Annotated in this window: 20 protein-coding genes; 10 read left to right on the top strand and 10 right to left on the bottom strand. The window is 65.4% G+C overall.

What is annotated here, in order from left to right; all coding sequences use genetic code 11:
- The first annotated feature begins 135 nt into the window (after positions 1–135).
- The 10 genes from AC097L_RS17350 to AC097L_RS17305 all read left to right on the top strand — a co-directional run bounded on the left by AC097L_RS17350 (position 136) and on the right by AC097L_RS17305 (position 10,026).
- Positions 136–1,095 carry an XdhC family protein gene (locus tag AC097L_RS17350; RefSeq protein ID WP_479587788.1) on the top strand — a complete coding sequence of 320 codons (960 nt, stop codon included), beginning with the start codon at positions 136–138 and terminating at the stop codon, positions 1,093–1,095.
- Positions 1,088–1,669 carry a nucleotidyltransferase family protein gene (locus AC097L_RS17345; protein WP_479587787.1) on the top strand — a complete coding sequence of 194 codons (582 nt, stop codon included), beginning with the start codon at positions 1,088–1,090 and terminating at the stop codon, positions 1,667–1,669. Before AC097L_RS17350 ends, AC097L_RS17345 begins: the two co-directional genes overlap by 8 nt.
- A 210-nt stretch (positions 1,670–1,879) precedes the next feature.
- Positions 1,880–2,905 carry a LacI family DNA-binding transcriptional regulator gene (locus tag AC097L_RS17340; protein ID WP_479587786.1) on the top strand — a complete coding sequence of 342 codons (1,026 nt, stop codon included), beginning with the start codon at positions 1,880–1,882 and terminating at the stop codon, positions 2,903–2,905.
- A gap of 229 nt (positions 2,906–3,134) precedes the next feature.
- On the top strand, positions 3,135–4,082 hold the full coding sequence (locus tag AC097L_RS17335) for a substrate-binding domain-containing protein (RefSeq protein WP_479587785.1): 948 nt from the start codon (positions 3,135–3,137) through the stop codon (positions 4,080–4,082).
- A 97-nt stretch (positions 4,083–4,179) separates the two neighbouring features.
- Positions 4,180–4,968, top strand: a complete 789-nt coding sequence (locus AC097L_RS17330; RefSeq protein ID WP_479587784.1) for an ATP-binding cassette domain-containing protein — start codon at positions 4,180–4,182, stop codon at positions 4,966–4,968.
- A 2-nt stretch (positions 4,969–4,970) separates the two neighbouring features.
- Positions 4,971–6,002 (top strand): ABC transporter permease, encoded by a 1,032-nt coding sequence (locus tag AC097L_RS17325; RefSeq protein ID WP_479587783.1) that lies wholly within the window; start codon positions 4,971–4,973, stop codon positions 6,000–6,002.
- Between the two features lie 3 nt (positions 6,003–6,005).
- Positions 6,006–7,091, top strand: coding sequence for a phosphotriesterase family protein (locus tag AC097L_RS17320; protein WP_479587782.1), 1,086 nt, complete (start codon positions 6,006–6,008; stop codon positions 7,089–7,091).
- Between the two features lie 94 nt (positions 7,092–7,185).
- On the top strand, positions 7,186–7,938 hold the full coding sequence (locus AC097L_RS17315; RefSeq protein ID WP_479587781.1) for a glutamine amidotransferase: 753 nt from the start codon (positions 7,186–7,188) through the stop codon (positions 7,936–7,938).
- A gap of 37 nt (positions 7,939–7,975) precedes the next feature.
- Positions 7,976–9,112: a M20 family metallopeptidase gene (locus AC097L_RS17310; RefSeq protein ID WP_479587780.1), complete on the top strand. Its 1,137-nt coding sequence runs from the start codon at positions 7,976–7,978 to the stop codon at positions 9,110–9,112.
- Positions 9,109–10,026 carry a ribokinase gene (locus AC097L_RS17305; RefSeq protein WP_479587779.1) on the top strand — a complete coding sequence of 306 codons (918 nt, stop codon included), beginning with the start codon at positions 9,109–9,111 and terminating at the stop codon, positions 10,024–10,026. The genes AC097L_RS17310 and AC097L_RS17305 overlap by 4 nt, the downstream gene beginning before the upstream one ends.
- A 123-nt stretch (positions 10,027–10,149) precedes the next feature.
- Here the strand turns inward: AC097L_RS17305 and AC097L_RS17300 are convergent, their stop codons facing one another.
- The 10 genes from AC097L_RS17300 to AC097L_RS17255 all read right to left on the bottom strand — a co-directional run bounded on the left by AC097L_RS17300 (position 10,150) and on the right by AC097L_RS17255 (position 22,766).
- Positions 10,150–13,683 carry a molybdopterin cofactor-binding domain-containing protein gene (locus tag AC097L_RS17300; RefSeq protein ID WP_479587778.1) on the bottom strand — a complete coding sequence of 1,178 codons (3,534 nt, stop codon included), beginning with the start codon at positions 13,681–13,683 and terminating at the stop codon, positions 10,150–10,152.
- Complete coding sequence (locus tag AC097L_RS17295) at positions 13,680–14,144, bottom strand: (2Fe-2S)-binding protein (protein ID WP_479587777.1); 465 nt, start codon at positions 14,142–14,144, stop codon at positions 13,680–13,682. Before AC097L_RS17295 ends, AC097L_RS17300 begins: the two co-directional genes overlap by 4 nt.
- A 4-nt stretch (positions 14,145–14,148) precedes the next feature.
- A complete protein-coding gene (locus AC097L_RS17290; RefSeq protein WP_479587776.1) occupies positions 14,149–14,898 on the bottom strand; it encodes an ABC transporter ATP-binding protein in 750 nt (249 codons plus the stop codon).
- On the bottom strand, positions 14,898–15,680 hold the full coding sequence (locus AC097L_RS17285) for an ABC transporter ATP-binding protein (RefSeq protein ID WP_479587901.1): 783 nt from the start codon (positions 15,678–15,680) through the stop codon (positions 14,898–14,900). The genes AC097L_RS17290 and AC097L_RS17285 overlap by 1 nt, the downstream gene beginning before the upstream one ends.
- 5 nt (positions 15,681–15,685) lie before the next feature.
- On the bottom strand, positions 15,686–17,584 hold the full coding sequence (locus tag AC097L_RS17280; RefSeq protein WP_479587775.1) for an ABC transporter permease: 1,899 nt from the start codon (positions 17,582–17,584) through the stop codon (positions 15,686–15,688).
- A gap of 56 nt (positions 17,585–17,640) precedes the next feature.
- Complete coding sequence (locus AC097L_RS17275; protein WP_479587774.1) at positions 17,641–18,846, bottom strand: ABC transporter substrate-binding protein; 1,206 nt, start codon at positions 18,844–18,846, stop codon at positions 17,641–17,643.
- Between the two features lie 33 nt (positions 18,847–18,879).
- Positions 18,880–19,464: an amino acid synthesis family protein gene (locus AC097L_RS17270; protein ID WP_479587773.1), complete on the bottom strand. Its 585-nt coding sequence runs from the start codon at positions 19,462–19,464 to the stop codon at positions 18,880–18,882.
- A gap of 136 nt (positions 19,465–19,600) precedes the next feature.
- Positions 19,601–20,242 carry an amino acid synthesis family protein gene (locus tag AC097L_RS17265; RefSeq protein WP_479587772.1) on the bottom strand — a complete coding sequence of 214 codons (642 nt, stop codon included), beginning with the start codon at positions 20,240–20,242 and terminating at the stop codon, positions 19,601–19,603.
- Positions 20,243–20,267: 25 nt separating this feature from the next.
- Complete coding sequence (locus AC097L_RS17260) at positions 20,268–21,167, bottom strand: UPF0280 family protein (RefSeq protein ID WP_479587771.1); 900 nt, start codon at positions 21,165–21,167, stop codon at positions 20,268–20,270.
- A 9-nt stretch (positions 21,168–21,176) separates the two neighbouring features.
- Positions 21,177–22,766, bottom strand: a complete 1,590-nt coding sequence (locus AC097L_RS17255) for a 6-hydroxynicotinate reductase (protein ID WP_479587900.1) — start codon at positions 22,764–22,766, stop codon at positions 21,177–21,179.
- Positions 22,767–22,972: the final 206 nt, after the last annotated feature.

The raw sequence follows: 22,972 nt of genomic DNA, 5'->3' as shown, positions 1-22,972 counted from the left end.
GGGCTGCGTGCCCATCGGGCACACGCTAAAACCCTTGAGTTTAACTGGCTTTAGGGTCCTGCCAGGCGGGTAGCCCCAGCGCACAGGGCGCACAAACCGGCAGCTGTGCGGTGGACGGCACGTTACTATTCCCGCATGGAAAGTCTGGATTTACGCGTTTTGGGCGATGCCCTGGCTTGGCGGCATGCCGGACATGCCGTGTGCTTGTTCACCGTGGTGGAAACCTGGGGCAGCGCCCCCCGCCCGCCAGGAGCGCTACTGGCCTTGCGCGGCGACGGACTGGTGAGCGGGTCGGTGTCGGGCGGCTGCGTCGAAGACGACCTGCACACCCAGCGCTTGCCCGCCTCGGCTCTGCCCAGCCTGCTGTCTTACGGCATAAGCCATGCCACCGCCGCCCGGGTCGGCCTGCCTTGCGGCGGTAGCCTGCGACTGGTGCAAGAACCGCTGACCGACACCGGCTGGATCACCACGCTGCTGCAACGCACCGCCGCCCACCAGTTGGTCGCCCGCACGCTGGACCTGGCCACGGGTGCCGTGCAACTGCACGCCGCCACGCGCGGCCAGACCCTGGCGTTTGACGGCCAGACCCTGACCACCCTGTTCGGACCGCGCTGGCGGCTGCTGCTGGTCGGCGCCGGGCAGCTCTCGCACGCCGTAGCCGCCATGGCTACCGCGCTGGACTTCGAAGTGCTGGTCTGCGACCCGCGCGATGCCTATGTCCAGCCGCTGCCCCCCGGCGTGCGGCGCGTGGACGGCATGCCCGACGATGCCGTGCGGTCCCTGCCGCCCGATGCCCACACGGCCATCGTTGCCCTCAGCCATGACCCCAAGCTAGACGATATGGCGCTGATCGAAGCCCTGGCCTCCGACGCCTTCTACGTCGGCGCGCTAGGCTCGCAGCGCAACCAGGCCAGCCGCACACAGCGCCTGGCCGACCACTTTGGCCTGGGTGCCGCGCAGCTGGAACGCCTGCACGGGCCGGTCGGCCTGCGCATCGGCGCGCGCACCCCGGCGGAGATTGCGGTGTCCATCCTGGCGGAGATCATCCAGGTCAAAAATGCCGTGGCCGCACCCCATGGCACGGCCCATGGCTGAATCCATCGCTGAGCCCATCGCTGAGCACTTGCCGGTGGTGCTGGTGCTGGCCTCCGGGCGCGGCGAGCGGTTTACAGCCTCCGGCGGCAGCGGCCACAAACTGCAGGCCGACCTGGGCGGCACAAGCGTGCTGCAACGCACCCTGGCCGCCGTACGGGCCAGTGGTTTGCGCTGGCATGTGGAGGACGCAGGCCACCCCGGCATGGGCGACAGCATCGCCGCTGCCGTGCGGGCCACGCGGAATGCGCCGGGCTGGCTGGTGCTGCCAGGCGATTTGCCGCTGGTGCAGGCGCAAACCCTGTGGCACGTCGCCACAGCCCCCATGCCGACGGAGATGCTGGTGCCGGTGTTTGAAGGACAGCGCGGGCACCCGGTACGCTTTGCGGCGGCCTGCGGGGAGGCGTTGGCCAATTTAAAAGGAAATCGGGGTGCAGCGCATATTCTGCCTACGCAAGCAGCTACAGAAATCGTAGTACTGGACGCGGGGTGCGTGCTGGATGTGGATACGGTGGAAGATTTGGCGCGGGCGCGGGGATGTCTAGAGAAGCGTCAAACCACGCCTTGGCGCAGGTAATAGGGCAGGTGGTGGGGCAGTGCATCACGCGACGGCTGGTGAGTCGCTGAGAAATTCTAAGAAAATACGGCTCCAGCGCATATTCCACAAGCACGAGTAGCTACAAAAACTGAAGCATCGAATATGTATGCAAGCCCCATGCCGCCCGGCGGGCAGCGCCCTCTCTGGCAGTAAACTGCCAGAAATAAAGGGAAATTCCAATTGGCAAAAGTGTCCACGATTCGCGATGTTGCCGAGCATGCGAACGTCTCCGAGGCAACGGTTTCGCGGTATCTGAACCGCAGCCTGACTTTGCTACCGGAAACCGCAAAGCGCGTCGATGAAGCCGTGGTCGCGCTGAACTACCGGCAAAACAGCCTGGCCCGCCGCCTCAGCCTGGGCAGCAGCGAAACCATTGGCCTGGCCATGCCCGATGTGGCGAACCCGTTTTTTGCCGAACTCGCCGACGAGGTCGAAGAAGCCGTCTCCGAGGCAGGTTACGGCCTGGCGCTGTGCATCACGCGCAACAAGCTGGAGCGCGAAAAACTCTACCTGCGCTGGCTGGACACCCAGCATCTGGACGGGCTGGTCTTCGTCACCAACCGGCCCGACGATGGTTCGCTGCGCAACCTCATCAGCGGCCGCAGCAATATTGTGCTGATCGACGAGGACGTGCCCGGCGCCGACGTGCCCAAAGTGTTTGTGGACAATGTGGGCGGCGGCTACCAGGCGACCCGGCACCTGATTGCGGCGGGCCACCAACGGATTGCCCACGTCACCGGTCCGTCCGAGCTGTTCAGCGTGCGCGAACGCCTGGCAGGCTACCAGCGTGCCTTGAACGAAGCCCATATTCCCTTCGATACCAAGCTGGTGTGGTTTGGTACCTACGACCGCAAGTTTGGCCAACAGGCCGCCGCTGAGCTGCTGGCGCTGGCCCAGCCCCCCACCGCCGTGTTTGCCGCCAGCGACTATCTGGCTGTGGGCATTCTGGAAACCCTGCGCGACCGGGCGCTGGACGTGCCCGGCTACATGTCGCTCATCGGGTTCGACGACATGGAATTTGCCAGCCTGCTGATGCCGCCCATCTCCACGCTGCGCCAGTCGGCCCGGGATATGGGACGCACCGGCGTCGGCATGCTCATCAAGATGCTCTCCGGCCAGGCCAGCCCGGCTTCGCTGCGGCAGCCCGCCATCCAGCGTTTGCCGATCCAGCTGGTACAGCGGGCCTCGGTGGGGCCGCCGCGCACCGCACCCTAGTCCTGGTCCTGGCCCACCTGCGGCATGGCGGGAACGAACGCCCAACACTTTTATTTTGCATGTATTGACGCACGAAAAAATTTCCCATAAACTTTTAGTAAACCGGTTTACTAAATAGGTAAATGTGGTTTGGGTGGCCTCCTTGGGGAGGTTTTTCGGTCCATGCAAAGGGCTCCACTGGCGGCGCAAGCGCCCGGAGGTGGGCCCGTCCAACACAAAGGGGTAGGTGATGCGTTTCATTCTGAATTTCCGTCAGATCGCCGTGCTTGTATGCACGGCCGCCATGCTGGGTACGACCGTGGGGGCGGTCGCCGCAGAGAAGAAAAAAATCGCTCTGGTGCAGATCAACCAGGAGGCGCTGTTCTTCACCCAAATGAACCAAGGTGCCAAAGATGCCGCCAAAGCCGCCGGTGTGGACCTGACCATCTTCAACGCCAACGACGACCCCACCGCCCAAAGCAACGCGATTGAAACCTACATCCAGCAAAAGGTGGACGCGATTCTGGTGGTGGCCATCGACGTGAACGGCATCAAACCCGCCATCACCGAAGCCAAGAAGGCCGGTATCCCGGTGATCGCCATCGATGCGGTCATCAACGGCGACAACGCGGTGCAAGTGGGCGTGGACAACAAGCAGGTGGGCATGGACATTGGCAAGTACACGGCCAACTACGTCAAAACCAACCTGGCGGGCAAAGCCCAGGTCGGCGTGGTCGGTGCGCTGAATTCGTTCATCCAGAACCTGCGCCTGGACGGCTTCAAGGCCGGTCTGGCCGATGCCCCAGGTGCCACCGTGACCGCCACAGTAGACGGCAAAAACGTGCAGGACCAGGCCCAAACCGCGGCTGAAAACCTGATTTCCGGCAACCCCGGCTTGCAAGTGGTGTACGCCACGGGAGAACCGGCCTTGATCGGCCTGGTGGCCGCCACCGTGGCACAAAACGCCACCCAGCGCGTGAAGATCATCGGTTGGGACCTGAGCCCCCAGTCCATCAAAGGCCTGGATGCCGGTTTTGTCACCGCCGTGGTCCAGCAAGATCCTGCCGGGGAAGGCAAGGCCGCCATCGACGCTGCCGTGAAGATTTTGAAGGGCCAGCCTTTCGAGAAGAATATTGCGGTGCCAGTGACCATCGTGACAAAAGCCAACGTGGGCAAGTACCGCGCGGCATTCAAGTAAACCGATCCCCGTGCCAAACAGCCACAACCCAGCCACAGCCTAGCCCTGGCTACGCGGCACGGTATATGCCTCACCTGGCGGTAAACAAAGGAACACCATGGACAGCACGGCAGTGCCTGCACGCGTACGCATGCACAACATCACCAAAAGCTACGGCGCCATCCGATCCCTGCGCGGGGTCAACCTGGAGGTCGCGCCGGGGGCGGTGCTGGGCATCGTGGGCGACAACGGGGCGGGTAAATCCACCGTCTCGAAAGTGCTGTCGGGTGCCGTGATCCCGGACACGGGCCAGATTGAAATCGACGGCCAGGCGGTGCGCTTTTCCGACCCCGGCGATGCCCGTGCACACCAGATTGAAATGGTCTACCAGGACCTGTCGCTGTGCGATACGGTGGACGTGGCGGGCAACCTGTTTCTGGGCCGCGAACCGGTGCGCCGGGTGTGTGGCGTGCAGGTGCTGGACCACGCCAAAATGCACCACGATGCCCAGGCCATGCTCGACGGGCTGGGTATCCGCATCCCGAACACCCGGCTGGCGGTGGAGCATTTGTCCGGCGGGCAGCGGCAGGCCATTGCCATCTCGCGGGCAGTGTCCTTCAACCCCAAAGTGCTGATCATGGACGAGCCCACGGCCGCCCTGGCGGTGGCCGAGGTGGAGGCGGTGCTGAAGCTGATCCGCACCATCAGCGCACGCGGTGTCAGTGTGATTTTGATCAGCCACCGGCTGCAAGACCTGTTCCTGGTGTGCGACCACATCACCGTGATGTACGAAGGCCAGAACATCGCCGACCGGCGCATTGAAGACACCAACCTGGAAGAGATCGTGAACCTCATCGTGGGCCACAAATTCATGGCCCGCTCGGCCCAACCGCTTGTCGCACACTGACCATGGACACGACCGCTGAAATGACCGCCGAAATGCCCCCTGCATCCGATGCCCCCCAGAAGCGCCCGCACCCGGCCCTGCAACTGCTGCTCGGCCAGAACGCAGGCGTGGCCAGCATTGCCGCGTTTTTTCTGTGCTGCACGCTGGCCTTTACGCTGTCCACCGACACGTTTTTGACCTCCGGCAACCTGCTCAACATCCTGCGCCAAAGTGCGCCGCTGCTGATCGTGGCCACCACCATGACGCTGGTGATCACCACCGGCGGGATCGACCTTTCGGTCGGCTCCACCCTGGCGCTGGTCGGTGCCTTGTCGGCGATTGCGCTGCAGGCAGGTGTGCCCGACATGGTGGTCATCGCCGGGGGCCTGGCCCTGGGCATCGCCGTAGGCGCCATCAACGGCTACTTCATTGCCTATGCGGGCATGCCGGCCTTCATCGTCACACTGGGCACCTTGTCGGTGGTGCGCGGCATTGCCTTGCTGGTCACGCAGGGCTACTCGGTGGCGGTGGACAGCACGGGCTGGTTCGTCGAACTCGGCCGGGGCAAATTACTGGGCATTCCCCTGCCCGCACTGGTGGCCGCCCTGGTGCTGTTTGCGGGCTGGGTGGCGCTGCGCCACACCCGCTTTGGGCGCTACGTGGTGGGCATTGGCACCAATGCGGAAGGGGTGCGCCGGGCTGGCGTGGATATCCGCAGCGTAACGCTGAAGGTCTACATGCTCAGCGGGGCCGCAGCGGCCCTGGCGGGTCTGATCATCACCGCCCGGCTGGGCAGCGGCTCGTCCAACCAGGGTGTGGGTTTCGAGCTGGCGGTGATTGCGGCGGTGGTACTGGGCAGCACCAATCTGTTTGGCGGCAGCGGCACCATCCTCGGCTCCTTGCTGGGCGCACTGACCATCGCCGTGCTGGGCAACGGGCTGATCCTCATCCATGTGTCGCCGTTCTACACGCAGATCCTCCAGGGGGCCATCATGCTGCTGGCGATCTGGCTGAACACCCGCATTTTCACGCCCCAACGGCGCAGCCAAGGCTAAACCATGGCCGACTCTATTTTTCGCAGTGGCGCGGTCCTGCCCATCGGCGTGGACAGCGGCCAGGTGATGACGGTGCTGGGGCCGATACCAGTCGGGGACATGGGTGTCACGCTGATGCACGAGCACATACTGATCGACGCGGCGGGCAAATGGGTGGCCCCCACCTGCTGCAGCGACCGGCATATCGGCGAGCAAAAAGTGCACATGGGCATCCTCGGTGCGCTGCGCATGAACCCGCTGATGAACCGCGACAACTGCCAGCTCTTCGATGCCGATCTGGCCGCAGAGGAGCTGATGCTGTTCCGCGAACTAGGCGGCAACACCGTGGTAGACCCGACCAACCTGGGCATTGGCCGCGACCCGCTGGCCCTGCAACGCATCGCCCGGCGCACCGGCTTGAACATCGTCATGTCCACCGGCTTCTACCTAGAGCCATCGCACCCAGCCTACGTCAACCGCCAGTCGATTGACGAACTGGCCGAGCAACTGGTGTTCGAGGTCGGCGGTGCCAGCACCCAGCCCGCGGTGGTGGCCGGCCTGATTGGCGAAATCGGCGTGTCCGCAGCCTTTACCGCCAACGAAGAAAAATCCCTGCGCGCCGCCGCGCGGGCCAGCGCTGCCACCCAGGTGCCCTTGTCTGTGCACCTGCCGGGCTGGGCGCGGCTCGGGCACCGGGTACTGGACATCGTGGAAGCCGAGGGCGCAGACCTGAACCACACCGTGCTGTGCCACATGAACCCCAGCCACCGCGACACCGCCTACCAGCACGCGCTGGCGGCGCGCGGTGCCTGGCTGGAATACGACATGGTCGGCATGGACTACTACTACCCGGAAGAAGATGCGCAATGCCCTTCGGACGAAGACAACGCCCACGCCATCCACGCGCTGATCCAGGCCGGTTGCATCCACCGGGTGCTGGTCTCGCAAGATGTGTTCCTCAAAACCATGCTGACGCGGTATGGCGGCCATGGCTACGGCTACATCCTCAAACACTTTCTGCCCCGCTTACGCCGACACGGCGTGACCGAGGCGCAACTGGAGACCCTGATAGTCCACAACCCGGCACGGGTGTTCTCGCGCCAGACCTAGTGCTGGCTGGCACTAGCAAATGCTGGCAAGCACAATTTTTTGACACAAGGCCTGCACAGACTGTGCTGCATGGCCCCATCCACAGGAGAAAACAATGGTGAAATCCGTACTGCTGGCAGGCGAAACCTGGACCAGCACCGCCACCCACATCAAAGGCTTTGACCAGTTCCCCACGGTCACGTACCACAACGGCGCAGAGGCCTTTCTGGGCTGCCTGGTCGACAGCGATTACCGCATTACCCACATGCCCAGCCACGAGGCACAGGAAGACTTCCCCCTGTCTCTGGAAGACCTGATGGCCTACCAGGCCATCATCCTGTCCGACATCGGAGCCAATACCCTGCTGCTGCACCCCGACACCTGGGCCAAGAGCCAGCGCACGCCGAACCGCCTGAAGCTGCTGCGCGAATACGTGCGTGCCGGTGGCGGGCTGATGATGGTGGGCGGCTACCTGAGCTTCCAGGGCATCAACGGCAGCGCCCGCTACCGCAACACGCCGGTGGAAGAAACCCTGCCGGTGGCCTGCCTGCCCTACGACGACCGTATCGAGGTGCCCGAAGGCTTTACGCCGCAGATCGTGGCACAGCACCCCGTGGTGGCCGGACTGGGCAGCGACTGGCCGCACCTGCTGGGCTACAACGAGGTGCTGGTCAAGCCCGGTGCCAGCGTGCTCGCCAGCGTGCCCGACACCGGCCACCCGCTGCTGGTGGCCGGAGAATTTGGCCAGGGCCGCACGCTGGCCTGGACCAGCGACATGTCGCACCATTGGCTGCCGCCCGAGTTCTCTAGCTGGCCAGGCTACCGCCAGCTCTGGATCAACAGCCTGGACTGGCTGACCGCGCGATAGCACTCCCCACCCATTCCACCTATTGCAAGGTACCGCCATGCAGTCCATCGACCCGGTAGAACTGACCCGCCAACTGGTGCGTTTCAACACCGTCAACCCGCCTGGCGACGAAGAGGACTGCGCGCGCTTTCTGGCCCAGTTGCTAGAGGCGGCCGGATTCGCCACCCAACTGCACCGGTTCGGCGCGCAGCGCTTCAACTTGCTTGCCAGCGTGGCCGGGGCCACCGGCGGCGCGCCCTTGGGCTTTACCGGCCACCTGGACACGGTACCGCTGGGCACCGCCGCCTGGACCCACGACCCCTACGCTGGCGACGTTGCGGACGGCAAGCTCTACGGGCGTGGCACCAGCGACATGAAGGCGGGCATTGCAGCCTTCATCGCCGCCTGCATCCCGCGGGTGGATGCGCTGCGCCGCAGCCACGGCCTGCAACTGATCCTGACCGGTGGCGAAGAAACCGGCTGCGACGGTGCCAAGGCCCTGCTGGCCGACCCCGCCCTGCTGCGCCCCCTGGGTGCGCTGCTGGTGGGCGAACCCACCGGCAACCGGGTACTGATCGGCCACAAAGGGGCGCTGTGGCTGCGCGGTACGGCGCGCGGGGTCACGGCGCACGGTGCCATGCCGCACGAGGGCATCAACGCCATCTATCTGGCGGCCGAGGCGCTGCAAAAAATCCGCCAGTTCAGCGTCGGCGAGGCGCATCCGGTGATGGGCGCGCCCACACTGAATGTGGGTACCATCCAGGGCGGTCTGAACACCAACTCGGTGCCCGACCGCACCGACTTCAGCATCGACATCCGCACCGTGCCCGGCATTGCCCACGCCTGCCTGACGCAGCGTTTGCACCAGCACCTGGGCAGCATCGAACTGTCGCCTTTGATAGACCTGCCGCCCCTGTACTCCGACCCCACCCACTCCTGGGTGACCCGGATGACCCTGCTGGCCGCCACCTACAACGGCCATGCCACCGGCCCGCGCACGGTGCAGTACTTCACCGATGCCGCCGTGCTCACCCCCGCCACCGGCTACCCGCCCACCATCATCCTCGGCCCCGGCGAGGCCGAAATGGCGCACAAGACCGACGAGTACTTCCGCATCGACCGGCTGCACCAGGCGGTCGACCTGTACCGCGCCATCCTCGACGACTGGGTGGCCACCTCCACTCCGGCCCCATGACCATACCGACCGTGCAGGTCTGCGTAGTGGGCAATGCGGCCATGGATCTGCTGCTGTCGGTACCCCATCTGCCCCGCGCAGGCGAAACCCTGCTGGTGCACAGCAGCCTGCAAGACTTTGGCGGCAAGGGCGCGAACCAGGCCGTCATGGCGGCCCGCAGCGGGGTGCCGGTGCTGCTGTTTGCCGCCCTGGGCCAGGACGACGCGGGCCATCGGTTTCTGGCCCAACTGGCCGCGGAGCACATCGCGACGCAACACATCACCCGCCTGGATTGCGCCACCGACCTCTCGGTCATCACCGTGGACCCGCAGGGTGAAAACACCATCGCCACCCGCAACACCGCCGCCGCCCAGTACCGCCCCGACCTGCAGGCGCTGTTGCGCGCCACCCAGGTGGGCGACTGGGTGCTTCTGCAAGGCAACCTGGGAGCGGACATTACCGTGCAAACCCTGCGCCACGCACGCCAGCACCAGCGCCGCACCCTGTTCAACCCCGGTCCGGTGCACTTCGATAGCCGCAGCATGCTGGGCGATGTGGATGTGCTGGTGGTCAACCGCGTGGAAGCCGCAGAGCTAACCGGCAGCAGCAGCCCCGAGGCCGCCACCGAAGCCCTGTACCGGGCCGGCGCGCGCACCGTCTGCACCACCCTGGGGGCTGACGGCGTGCTGCTGCGCCACAGCACCGGCACACAGCACCTGCCCGCGCTGCCCACCCAGGCCATCGACACCGCCGGTGCGGGCGACGCGCTGTGCGGCACCCTGGCCGCCACCCTGGCACGCGGCTTCTCCCTGGGTGATGCACTGCAATGCGCGCAGTGGGCCGCCGCGCAGACCGTCACGCGCAGAGGCACGCAGGCCAGCTTCCCGAGCCGGGAGGAGATGCAGGCCTGGTTTGCGGTTGACCGGGTGCGGTAAAGCGCGAAGGGCTGCTGTACGCGCACCTGGCGCAATCATTTGAATGCAATCGTGCTCTAGCGCAATGGATATCTGCACTATTAGTTATAAAAATAAGAGCACCCAGTCCACGCGCCTGTAACGCTACGGGCCCCGCACCCGCGCCACCGCCTGCGGCAGATCCGCCCACGCGGCCTTGTCCGGCGCAAAGCGCTGGCGCATATAGCCCGCCAGCTCGGCCACCTGCGCGTCCGACAGGCTGTGGCGAAAGGCGGGCATGAAGCCGACATCGCGGCCCGCAGGCTCCTGCACGCCGTTCAGGATGGTTTGCAGCAGGTTGTCTGGGCGGTCGCTGTGCAGATTGCTGTTCAGCGCCAGCGGCACGTTGACACCCAGCAGGCGCGGGCCGTCGCCGTCGTGGTGGCAGGCACCGCAGGCACCGGCGAACAGCCGCTGGGCGGCACCCGGCAAGGGGGCGGCCTGGGTGGCTTGCTGAACGACAGCCTGGGAATTCGTTTGGGGTGTGGCCTCGGTCTGGAAGCTAGCCAGATAGCCCGCTATGGCGCGGATGTCGGCATCGGGCACAGCTGCCAGCGCGCGCACCACCGGGGCCATGGGGCCTGCGGCTGCGCCGTGCTCGGGGGTGTGGCCCTGGCGCAAGTAGCTGTAGAGCGCGTCGGCGCTCCAGGGCACGGGCGCTTTGGACAGCGCGGTCAGGGCCGGGGCCTCCCAGCCGTCGACCAGCGCCCCGGCCAGGTAGGCGCTGCCGCCCCGCTCTGCGCCCAGGGCGTTGCGCGGCGTGTGGCAGGCACCGCAATGGCCCAGGCCGTTGACCAGGTAGGCACCGCGGTTCCATTCGGCGCTTTGCTGGGGCTGGGGCTGGTAGGGCGTGGCATCGAGGTACAGCGCGTTCCACCCGGCCATCAGCGGGCGCAGGTTGAACGGGAAACGCATCTGCGCGGGTGGCGTGGCGGCCTGGACGGCGGGCTGGGCCTGCAGGTAGGCGTAGAGCGCAGTCAGGTCTTCGTCGCGGGTTTTGGCGAAGGCGGTGAACGGAAAGGCGGGGTAGAGCTGGCGGCCATCGCGGCCAATGCCCTCGCGCATGGCGCGCTGGAAGGCCGGATACGACCACTGGCCAATGCCGGTTTGCGGGTCGGGCGTGAGGTTAGTGCTGTAGACCGTGCCAAACGGCGTGTGTATTGCCAGGCCGCCCGCGTTGGGCTGGCCGCCGGGTGCAGTGTGGCAGCCCACGCAGTTGCCCACGGCGGCCAACTGGCGGCCGCGCTCTATGGTGGCTGCGGTGTAGGCGGATGGACCGGTCTGCAGGCTGGGCGCGATGGCGGCGCGGCCACCGAACAGCGCCGCGCCCAGGCCGACCACGCCCGCCAGCAGCGCGCCCGCGCTGGCCCACAGCGCGCGGCGTGGGGGCCAAGGCAGGCGGGCTAGTTCGGCAGCATTTACTCCTGAATTAATAGCAACAGGCGTGGGCGGAACATGCGCCGGAGGCACATTTAATGCCAAACGCACGGTTTCGGGGGTAAACGGTGGCTCGCGAAAGCGCACGCCGGTGGCATCAAAAATGGCGTTGGCAATCGCCGCCGTGCCGGGCACCGACGAGGATTCGCCCGCACCCAATGCGGGTTCGCCGGGGCGCGGCATGTGCAGCACCTCGATCACCGGCACTTCGCGGAAGTTCAGGATCGGGTAGCTACCCCACTCCTGGTTGGCCACGGTATTGGTGCCGGGGCTGAACTGCACTTTTTCCTTCAGTGCGCGGCTGGTGGTTTGCAGCACGTTGCCGTGGATCTGGTGATCGACACCGGCAGGGTTCACCAGCAGGCCGGCATCGTGCCCCACCACCACACGGCGCACATGCACCTCGCCGGTGGCGCGGTTCACCTCCACATCGGCCACCCAGGCGGCCCAGGCCGAGCCGTAGCCCGGCCATTTGCTGTGGTTGTAGCGGGCGTAGGCGAAGCCCTGGCCGGTAAGCCAGTCGCCCTGCGCGGGCTGCAGCTGCGGCTGGGTGTGCGGCTTCCAGCCGGCCTTGTCGGCAGTGGCGCGCACCAGCTCGGCGGCGCGCGGGTCGTGGAGGTAGCGCAGGCGGTAATCCACCGGGTCCACACCGGCGGCGGTGGCCAGCTCGTCGATATAGGACTCGTGAGCGAACGAGTTTGGCAATGCTGACACGCCGCGCAGCCAGGAGGCGCGCACGATGGGCGGCATGTCGTGCACGCTGACGCGCAGGTTGTCATAGCTGTACGGCGGGCGCGCCGTGCGGTCGCCCATCTCGAAGGCCTGGGCCACCGGCTCGATGCTGCGCGTCAGCAGCAGGGCCAGAGTGGGCGCGCCGTTGGACGGATACGAGGTCTGGAAATCGTAGGCGGCAGGCGAGCCATCGGCATTCAGACCGCCCTGCACTTCCATCAACTGGGCCGCGCCCTTGGGCTCCCACAGGTGTTCTTGCTCGCGTGTCAGCTGCACCCGCACCGGCGCGCCCACGGCACGCGACAGCAGGGCTGCATCGGCCGCCACATCGTCGGCGCCATTGCGGCCATAGCAACCGGCGGCTTCCATGCGGATGACGTTGATGGCCACGTCGGGCAGGCCCATCAAACGCGACAAATCGAAGCGCAGCACATGCGGATTTTGCGTGCCGGCCCAGACGGTGAGCTGCGCCCCCTGCCAATCGGCGACCGCACACGACGGCCCAATCGACGCATGCATCTGGTACGGCCAGACGTAGGTGCGCGGCATCGACTGGGCGGCTGCCGCCAGCGCCACATCCACATCGCCCTCGTCCACCAGCGTGCGGGTGGTGCGCGGGTTGTTGCGGATGGCCTGCTGCACATCGCGCAGATCCGGCATGCCGGGCCAGGGCTTCCAGTGCACGCGCAGTTCGCGCAGGGCCTGCTCGGCCTGTTCCTCGCGCTCGGCAACGATGCCGACGAAGTCGCGCAGCACCACCACCGCGCGGATGCCGGGGATGTGGGCGATGCTGGATTCGTCTACCGACTGCAGCGTGTTGCCGATGAAGTCGCCATGGTCGGCCCCTGCATACGGCGGGCGCACCACCCGGCCGTGCAGCATGCCGGACACCCGCATGTCATGCACAAACACCAGTGCGCCGGTGAGCTTGTCCAGCATGTCCACGCGCGGGACCGACTGGCCGACGGTGCGGTAGTCCTTGGGGTCTTTGACCGGCGCGTGCAGGTCCAGCAACAATTGCACATGCTGGCCTGCCAGCGCCTCAAAAATGCTGGGCGCGCCGCGCTGGGCCAGCCAGGCCTTGGCCTGGGCGGCGGCGCGGCGCAGCGGCTCGGCATGGATTTGCAACGAGGCGCTGGCGATGGTGGCACCCTGGTTGGGCGCGCGCGCCGTGTCGCCCAGCACCATGTGGATGCGCTCCATGGGCAGGTCCAGCTCTTCGGCCACCACCTGGGTGAGCGCGGTACGGATGCCGGTGCCCAGATCGACGTGGCCATTGAGGGCGGTGACGCTGCCGTCGTCCCACACGGCCAGCAGAATCTCCACCCCTTCGGCCGGGTTGGCATGCACCGCTGCCGGTTGGCCGGGTGCGGGTGGCGGCACCGGCGGCGGGTGGCGCACCACCAGCAGCACGCCGCTGGCCGCATGGAAGTCGGCGCGGGTCAGCGCATCCTGGGCCCGCATACTCATACGGATGCCGCCAGCAAGACAGCGGCGCGCTGCACGGCCCGCAGTATCTCCACATGCGTACCGCAGCGGCACAGGTTGTGGGATAGCTGGGCGCGGATCTCGGCCTCGGTGGGCTGCGGGTTGTGCTGCAGCAGCGACACGGCCACCATCACCATGCCGTTCAGGCAGTAACCGCACTGGGCGGCCTGGGTGTCCAAAAAGGCCTGCTGCACCGGGTGCAAACCCTGGGCCGTGCGCAAGCCTTCCAGCGTGGTGATGTCACGCCCAGCCACGCCCTGCGCCGGGATCACGCAGGCACGCGCCGCCACACCATCCACCAGCACCGTGCAGGCCCCGCACTCGCCCAGGCCGCAGCCGTACTTGGGGCTGTTCAGGGCCAGATCGTTGCGCAGCAGGTGCAGCAGGGTGGCGCCACGCTTAGGCAGCGGGTGGGGGTGGCCGTTGACGGTGAGCGTGGGCATGCACCTACACACTCAAATAGGCGCGGCGTACTTCGTCGTTCGCGGCGAGATCGCGCATCGGGCCTTGGTAGCGGATCTGGCCTTTTTCGAGTACGTAGGCGCGGTCGGACACCAGCTCGGCGAAGTGCATGTTTTGCTCGGACAGCAGGATGCTCACGCCCTGGGCCTTCAGTGCCAGGATCATGTGCGCCATCTGCTCGACGATGACCGGGGCCACGCCTTCGGAGGGTTCGTCCAGCAGCACCAGGTACGGGTTGCCCATGAGGGTGCGGGCCACGGTGAGCATCTGTTGCTCGCCGCCGCTCATCTGGCCGCCGGGGCGGTGCGGCATCTCGCCCAGGTTGGGAAACAGCGTGAACAGCCGCTCAGGCGTCCACAGCGGGGCCGCTGTGCCGTCGGCCCAGCGGCGCGGCGGCTGCTGGCCGACAGACAGGTTCTCCAGCACCGACAGGTCGGTGAAGATACGCCGGTCTTCGGGCACATAGCCCAGGCCCAAGCGGGCGGCGTGGTGCGGCTCGCTGCTGGAGATGTCGTGCCCCATGAACTGCACGCGGCCCTGGCGCTTGGCCAGCAGGCCCATCACGGCCTTGAGGGTGGTAGATTTGCCCGCACCGTTGCGGCCCATCAAGGCCACCACTTCGCCGCGCTGCACGTTCAGGTCCACGCCGTAAAGCACCTGGGCCGCGCCGTACCAGGCGCACAGGCCTTGGGCATCCAGCAAGGCTGCCGTGGAGTTTGGGGTTTGCACTGCCATCAGGCCACCTTTTCCACCGCCAGGGCGGGTTTCTCGAATGTCTTGCCGGTACCGAAGTAGACCTCCTGCACCTTGGGGTGGTCGCGGATCTCCAGCGGCTTGCCCTCGGCGATCAGGCGACCGCGTGCCAAGACGATCATGCGGTCGGCGTAGGCGAACACCACGTCCATGCTGTGCTCGGTAAACAGCACGGCCATGCCGCGGTCGACCACCAGCTGCTTGGTCAGGGCCATCAGGTCGTTGCGCTCCTTGGGGGCCATACCGGCGGTGGGCTCGTCCATCAGCAGCAGCTTCGGCGCATTGGCCATGGCGATGGCTAGCTCCACGCGCTTCACGTCGCCATAGGCCAGCACATTGCAGGGCCGGTCGGCCTGGGCGCGCATGCCGACCTGGTCGAGCAGATGCAGGGCTTCGTCACGCTGAAAGTCCGCCGCCCGCCGCCACAGGGAAAACAGCTTATCCGCCTGCGACAGCAGCGCCATTTGCACGTTTTCCACCACGGTGAGCGAGGCAAAGGTTTCGGCAATCTGAAAGGTGCGGCCCACGCCCATGCGCCAGATATCGCGCGGCTTGCGGCCTACCAGCTCCTGGCCGTTCAGCTGGATCGAACCGCGGTCAGCCTTGAGCTGGCCGTTGACCATGTTGAAGGTGGTGGACTTACCCGCGCCGTTGGGGCCGATCAGCGCCAGCAGCTCACCGGCGGCCAGCTCGAAGGCGATGCCATCCACGGCCTTGTTGCCGCCAAAGGACTTGCCCAGGCCGGTGACTTTCAGCAACGGTATGTTGTTCATGGCTTGCCCTCCGGTACGCGGCGCAGGCGCGCAAACAGCTGCTGGGTAAAACCGGCAATGCCCTGCGGAAACAGCAGCACCAGCAGCAGGATGATGCCGCCCAGCGTGGCGCGCCAATAGTCGGTGTTGCGGGCTACGGTGTCGTGCAGCCAGGTGAAGGTGACGGCACCCACCACCGGCCCGGCCAGGGTCTGGATGCCCCCCAGCAGCACCATCACCAGGCCGTCGACCGAGCGGCCCACGCTGAGGGTTTCGGGCGAGATACTGCCTTTGGAAAACGCGTACAAGGCCCCGGCCAAGCCCGCCGCCCCACCGGCCAGTACAAAGGCCAACCACTGCATGCGCTTGACGTTGATGCCAATCGCATCGGCACGCAAGGCCGAATCACGCCCGGCCCGCAAGGCATAGCCAAACGGCGAAAACAGCACCCGGCGCAGCCACAGTACGCCTGCCGCCACCAGCACCAGAGTGAGGTAGTAGTAATGTTGTTTGTCCGACAGCCACTCCGACGGCCAGACGCCGGTAAGCCCATTGCTGCCGCCGGTGAACGCATCCCACTGGTAGGTGATGGCCCAGGTGATCTGCGCAAACGCCAGGGTCAGCATGGCCAGGTACACACCCGACAGCCGCACCGCAAACCAGCCGTAGACCAGCGCGCCCAGCGCGGCCACCCATGGCGCGGCGATCAACGCCACTTCCATCGGCATGCCGGTACTGCGCACCAGCAGCGCCGCGCCGTAAGCCCCCAGACCGAAGTAGGCCGCGTGGCCGAAGGAATGCATACCCGCTGGCCCCATGATGAAGTGCAGGCTGGCGGCAAACAGGGCGGCCACCAGCAGGTCGATCATCAGCACTGTGGTGTACGGTGAACCGGCAGTGAGCAAGGGCAAGGCCAGCAACACCAGGCCCAGCACCGCAGCCGCGACGCAATAGGTTTTGCTGGCGCGGCGCAAGGGCTCTTCCTGCATGCCAACGTAGCGGCTGGCGGGCTGGGGCCGTCCCATCAGGCCCCAGGGCCGGGCCACCAGCACCACGGCCATGACCAAAAATTCGACTACCAGGGTCAGCTTGGAAAACGACAGGCTGTAACCCATGATCTCGACCACACCCAGCCAGATGCAAACGGCCTTGATTTCAGAGATCAGCAGCGCCGCCACATAGGCACCGGGGATGGACCCCATGCCGCCTACCACCACCACCACGAAGGCCGCGCCGATGGTGTTCAGATCCATCTCCAGCGTGGCCGGTTCCCGTGGCAACTGCAAGGCCCCGCCGAGGCCGGCCAGCATGGCCCCCAGGGCAAACACTGCCGTGAACAGCCAGGCCTGGTTGACACCCAGTGCGCTGACCATCTCGCGGTCTTGCGTGGCGGCGCGCACCAGGGTGCCCCAGCGGGTGCGGGTAAGCAATAGCCAGAGCAGGCCCAGCACAATCGGCCCGACAAAAATCAAAAATACATCGTAGGACGGAAACTGCCGGCTCAGAATTTCCACAGCGCCCGACAGACCGGGCGCACGCGGGCCCAGCAACTCGTCTGGCCCCCAGAGCCACAGCACGGCATCTTTGATCACCAGCACCAGCGCAAAAGTGGCCAACAGTTGAAACAGCTCCGGGGCTTTGTAAATACGCCGTAGCACGAGCATTTCCAGCAAGGCACCTAGCACACCCACCGCTACCGCCGCCAGCAATACGGCGGGCCAGAAACCCAGGCGGGTGCCCAGGTGCTCCACCAGCGAATACGCCACGTAGGTGCCGACCATGAAAAAGGAGCCATGGGCAAAATTTACGATGCGGGTCACGCCAAAAATCAGCGACAGGCCCGCAGCCACCAGAAACATCGACGATGCCCCGGCCAGCCCATTGAGCAGCTGGACCACAAAGCCTGAAAAGTTCATTCCATGTCCTCAAGTGCCGTGGGCATCGTCTGCGGTGGTTGCGGTGGTACGGGGGCTCAGTCCGGTGCACGCAGCTTGGCTACCTCGGCATCCGTGGGCAGGTATTTCGCGCCGTCCAGGTAGGTGTAGTCCACCATCACACCCTTGCCGCCCTCGTTCTTGGTCTTGCCGACAAAAGCACCCATGGTGGACTGGTGGTCTTGGGCACGGTAGGTGATCTTGCCGAAGGGGCTATCGACCTGCAAACCTTGGAAGGCCACGGCCAGTTTTTCGGACTCACTGCTCTTGGCTTTCTTCATACCGGCAGCCAGCGATTTGATGGCGGTGTAGCCGACCACCGAGCCCAGGCGCGGATAGTCTTTGTACTTGCCGTGGTAGGCCAGAAAGAAAGCCTTGTGCTCGGGTGTCTGGATGCCGTACCAGGGGTAGCCAGTGACGATCCAGCCATTGGGCGACTCGTCTTTCAGTGGATCCAGGTACTCGGGCTCGCCGGTCAGCACGCTGACCACTTCACGGTCTTTGAACAGTCCACGGGTATTGCCTTCGCGCACAAACTTGGACAGGTCGGCACCAAACAGCACATTGAAAATGGCATCGGGTTTGGCATCGGCCAGGGCCTGGGCCACGCTACCGGCATCGACCTTGCCCAGCGGCGTGGCCTGCTCGGCAACGAACTCCACATCCGGCTGCGCGGCCTTCAGCAGCTGCTTGAAGGCGGCCACGGCCGACTGGCCATATTCGTAATTGGGGTAGACCACGGCCCAGCGTTTTTTCTTCAGCTTCACGGCTTCGGGCACCAGCATGGCGGCCTGCATGTAGGTCCCGGGGCGCAGGCGGTAGGTGTACTTGTTGCCGCTGCCCCAGATGATCTTGTCGGTCAGCGGCTCGCCGGCCAGGAAGAAGAACTTCTTTTGCTTGGCGAAGTCGGTCATGGCCAGTCCGGTGTTGGACAAGAAGGTGCCGGTCAGCACATCGACCTTCTCGCGCGAGATCAGCTCTTCGGCCACGCGCACGGCATCGCCCGGGTTGGCGTTGTCGTCGCGGGTGACCAGCTCGATTTTCTTGCCGTTGACACCGCCGCTGGCGTTGATTTCTTCCACCGCCAGCTCCATGCCCTTTTTGTAGGGCTCCAAAAAGGCGGGCTGGGCTTTGTAGCTGTTGATTTCGCCGATTTTGATAACCCCCTGGGCATGGGCGGTGGAGAGCGTGGCCAGCGCGGCAACACAGCTGGCGGTGGTAAGCAGGGGACGCAGTAACTTCATGGCAAAACTCCTGGGTTCAAAAAGGGAAAGCGTTTAACGCAAGCCGTCTTGGCCAACGAGCTCGGATGCCTGCAAACCGCCAATGCGCGGCAAGGGCCGGCCACTGTCGGTCACCACCACGGCCACCACGATCTCATGGGCGCGGGGCGCATCCGATACCCTGGCTTCCATGGCGTCGAAATGGCTGCGCACAAAGGCCGCATCCTTGTGACCCAGCGGCACATCCACTGCTGTGCCCAGGCCGCCGATCTTCTTGGCCGATGGCACCAGGGCCGCGCCCTTCTCCACCGCCTTGCGTAGCGGGGAACCGAGCTTGGGGTGCAGGATGGCGGCCGCATGTTCCAGCTCGCCCCCCTCGCCCACGATGGCGGCCTTGCCGTAACTGTGTGCCGCACCCGGCGCAATGCCGAGAGCTTGCACGCACTTTTCGCCCAGCAGGCCACCGAGCTCTTCGCCGATGGCAATCAGTTCATCAAGATTCTCGCAATAGCGGCCCGCGTAAGGGTTGGCAATCACGGCCATAGCCAGTGCACGGCGGGTGGGCGGCGAAACGGGCTGGCCCATTTCAATATGGACTTCATCGACCTGGACGATGATTTTGCGGATCTTGGCATTCATTGACTCACCCCCAGGCTTCGCGCACTCCGTGTCGCTTCGCCAACCCCCTTGCAGGGGGCAACACCAGCGGCCCGGCAAAGCCGGTTCCGCGGTGCTCCTGAAATAAAGATGCTCGGCGTGATCTGTATGACGTTGTTCATCGGAGTCCGTCCCATTTTGAAATGTTCTCTGCATGTAAACCACCGACACGGGCGTGCACCCGCGCACCCGAAGACATCGCCAGGATAAAGACGATTTCATCGGCTGCGGGCGCACCCGGAACGCGCACTTCGATGGCATCGAAATGGCTGCGCACATAGATGGCATTGATATGGGTCAGCGGCACGTCCAGCGCGGTCCCGGGCGCGCCGACTTTCTTGGTGGATGGCACGATGGCCAGGGCATTGCCGGGCTGGCCTGTTTTCTCTTCGGCCTGGCCCTTGGCGTAGGCGTTGCGGTCGCCCTTCCAACCCAGCAGCTCGCGCATGGCGTAGCCACCAGGCACATGCCACAGGGCACCGTGCTCCAGTTCACCGGCCGCGCCGATGACCGCGCCCTTGCCGTAGCTGGCGATACGCTCCACCGGTAACTGCATAGCGGCCAGCAGGCGGTACGCCATGGTGATGCCCACGTCTTGCAGCGCGTCCATCATGGGCAGAATGTGGGGCTCAAAGCGGCCCGCAAACGGGTTGGTCAGCACCGCGCCAATGGCACCGCGCACCAAGGGGACGGCGGCTTCGGGACCGAACTCGTGGTGGATCTGCTCCACGTGGGTAAAGATGCGTCGGATCGTTATCATGGGATGGGTCACGGTATGAATTTCATTAAGCAAATACTGAACCAACTTGCAAAACCTCGGGTGTGTGCCGCCATTGGCCCTGGCACACCAAGGTAGCGGACCACAACAAGCCAGCCTGCTGCAGTTGCAACGCCTTGGCCAAGCCGGCCGCCAGTGCGACGTGCACCACATCGGGGGGTAAACGGGGCACCTCGGTGGTCACCGGCAAAGCCCCCAGGTCGCTGTCGTCGCGCACGGAGCACGCGGGCTGGCGGACGATGGCCGGGTGCTGTGCGTTGACCGCATTGGCCACCACCGTGGCGGCTGCATCGGCTTGGGCAGCGCTGGCGGCCAGCACCGTCACGCTGTCGGCAATTCCCCGTGAAAGGCTGCGTCCGCGCCAGCCACTGGTGGCGATGCCGCGCACCGGCCAGCCGTATTCCACCGTGGCCTGGGCATCGCAGCGCACACCCTGGGGATCGACCAGCGCAGAGCCCACGGTCGCCAGGTCTGCAAACAGACCCACGCGCCAGCTGTGCCCGGGTGTCAAATGCAAGGCGATATCGCCCCCGTTGTTGACCCAGGCCCGGTCTATGCCCGTGTAGTCGTAGCATGCCATCAGCTCTTGCGCCACCGCCCCCGCCACTGCCGCCATGGGGGTAATAAACCCGGCTCGAAAAGGTGCACAAGCATTCCACATGCGTTGCGCCACCCCGCCCTTGAAAACCGCCCCGGCCAGCGGCAGCGCACCACCGCAAGGCAAAGCTTGGCGCAATACCGGCAGCTCCGCCACCAACTCTTCCAATACGGTGCCAAAACGACTCCATGCGGCCGCGTGTGCCAAAGCCAACGCGTCCGGGGTGCCACTGGCACCGACCACGATGTCGATTGGCCCGTGCTGAAAGTGCCAGCGGCCATCGGACAAAGCCATGCGTTGGGCAGCCATGGTGCTGTGTCAGCCCAGCAGGGGCGGCTGGCCCAGCGGCCAGGCATTGGCAGCCGGGTTTTGCACCCATAGGCGCGCAGTTGGAGCACCCTCGTTGTGCCAGGCCCCCGTGTGCAGCGCCTGCTCCAGGCTGCGCACATGGTCCATGTGGCCGCCCAGGGCGCGGTAGTCGTCTAGCCGCATGCTGAACTCCACAGGGGCGACGATGGCCGGGGTGGGCACGGTACCAAAGCTGTTGTCGGGCATGCGCACCACATCAACCATGACGGTGATGCCGCCGCCCGGCCACACATAGGCGGGCGCCCCACCACAGGTCACATTCACCAGTGCCTGCTTGATGGCGCGCGTCAGCAGCACCGGGTTCTCGGTCACGCCCGCACGCAGGCTGCCCCCGGCTCCGCCGAGAAACAGCACGGTGCAGAGCGAGGGTTCACAGTTTTCGCCAATCCGGTCGACGATACGCTGCACGCTCTCCGGCATGGTCTGCGCTACCGGTTGCAGCGCGTTGTCCAGCACGTACCAGGCCGCGTGCTCACCGGTGGTGGAGGTCATCAGCAAACGCGTGCCGGGCCGGGCGACTTCGGGGTCCCAGCCTTCGATGATGGACAAGGGATCGGCAATATCGGTGCCGCCCCAGCCCGTGCCGGGATTGGCCACCTGGAAGTAGCGCCCCGGCGTGGATTTGCGCCCGCGCAGCTGGATGCCGGAGCGCGGCATGTCCAGGCAGCGTCCCGCCTGGTGCTCGGTTAACACCCCGGTAATGTGGTCGTCCACCACCACCACCTCGTCGGCCTCGCCCAACAGCTGCTTGGCAAAAATACCCACGGCGGCAGAGCCGCAACCCACCCGCATGCGCCGCTCTTCCACCCCGTTGACGATGGGCGCACGGCCCGCCTGCACCACAATCTGCGAGCCGCCGTCGATGGTCAGTTCCACCGCCTGCTTGTTGCCCAGGGCCTCCATCATCTGCACGGTGACACGGCCCTCTTTTTTGCTGCCACCGGTCAGGTGGTGCACGCCGCCCAGGGACAGCATTTGCGAGCCGTACTCTGCCGTGGTGACGTGGCCAACCACCTCGCCCTTGCAGCGCACATTGGCCTGCTCTGGGCCCAGATAGCGGTCGGTGTCGATCTTGATTTTGAAGCTACAGTAGCTGAAGATGCCCTCGGTCACCACCGTCACCATGTCCACCCCCTGGGCCTGCGAGGCGATGATGAACGGCGCGGGCTTGTAGTCAGGGTAAGTTGTAGAGGCCCCCACGCCGGTCACAAACACCTCATCGGCCAGGAGCAAGTCGCCACTCCAATCGGCTGCGTCGGTTGACAGCGCGGCAAACGACACCAGCGGCGCAGACACATCCGACACCGCGCGGCGCAACAGCACGACCGGATCGACCCGCACCAAGACTCCCGCCTGGTTGGCGTAGCGGTCGCAAGCCCCGGCACGGCCTTCCGATATCTGGCACAGCACCGGGCAGGCGTTGCACGCGATCTTGCCGGTAACCGGGCGCCCGTTGCGCGCTGCCGCCTGGTCCAGCAGATGGGACGGCCCGCCGGCATCCATGGCGGGCAAGCCATCAGTTTTGGTGTGTTCTGTCATCGTGGGCATCAACCGGGCAGAGGTTCAAAAAACACAGTACTAACGCAGCCGCGTAAGTCCTAAAACACTTGTACCGCCTTCGCAATGTAGGTAGCATCTACTCCACTTACATGTTGCAAACACTACATTTATTGCGGTGTTGGCAATTTAGCATAGGCCCCTGAACGTCGCAACATAAAAAACACCGCAACCCGCCCGCATCCACT

The organism is Rhodoferax sp. RT5P35 (genome assembly GCF_056521385.1).
This window is presented reverse-complemented; position numbering and strand designations above follow the sequence as displayed.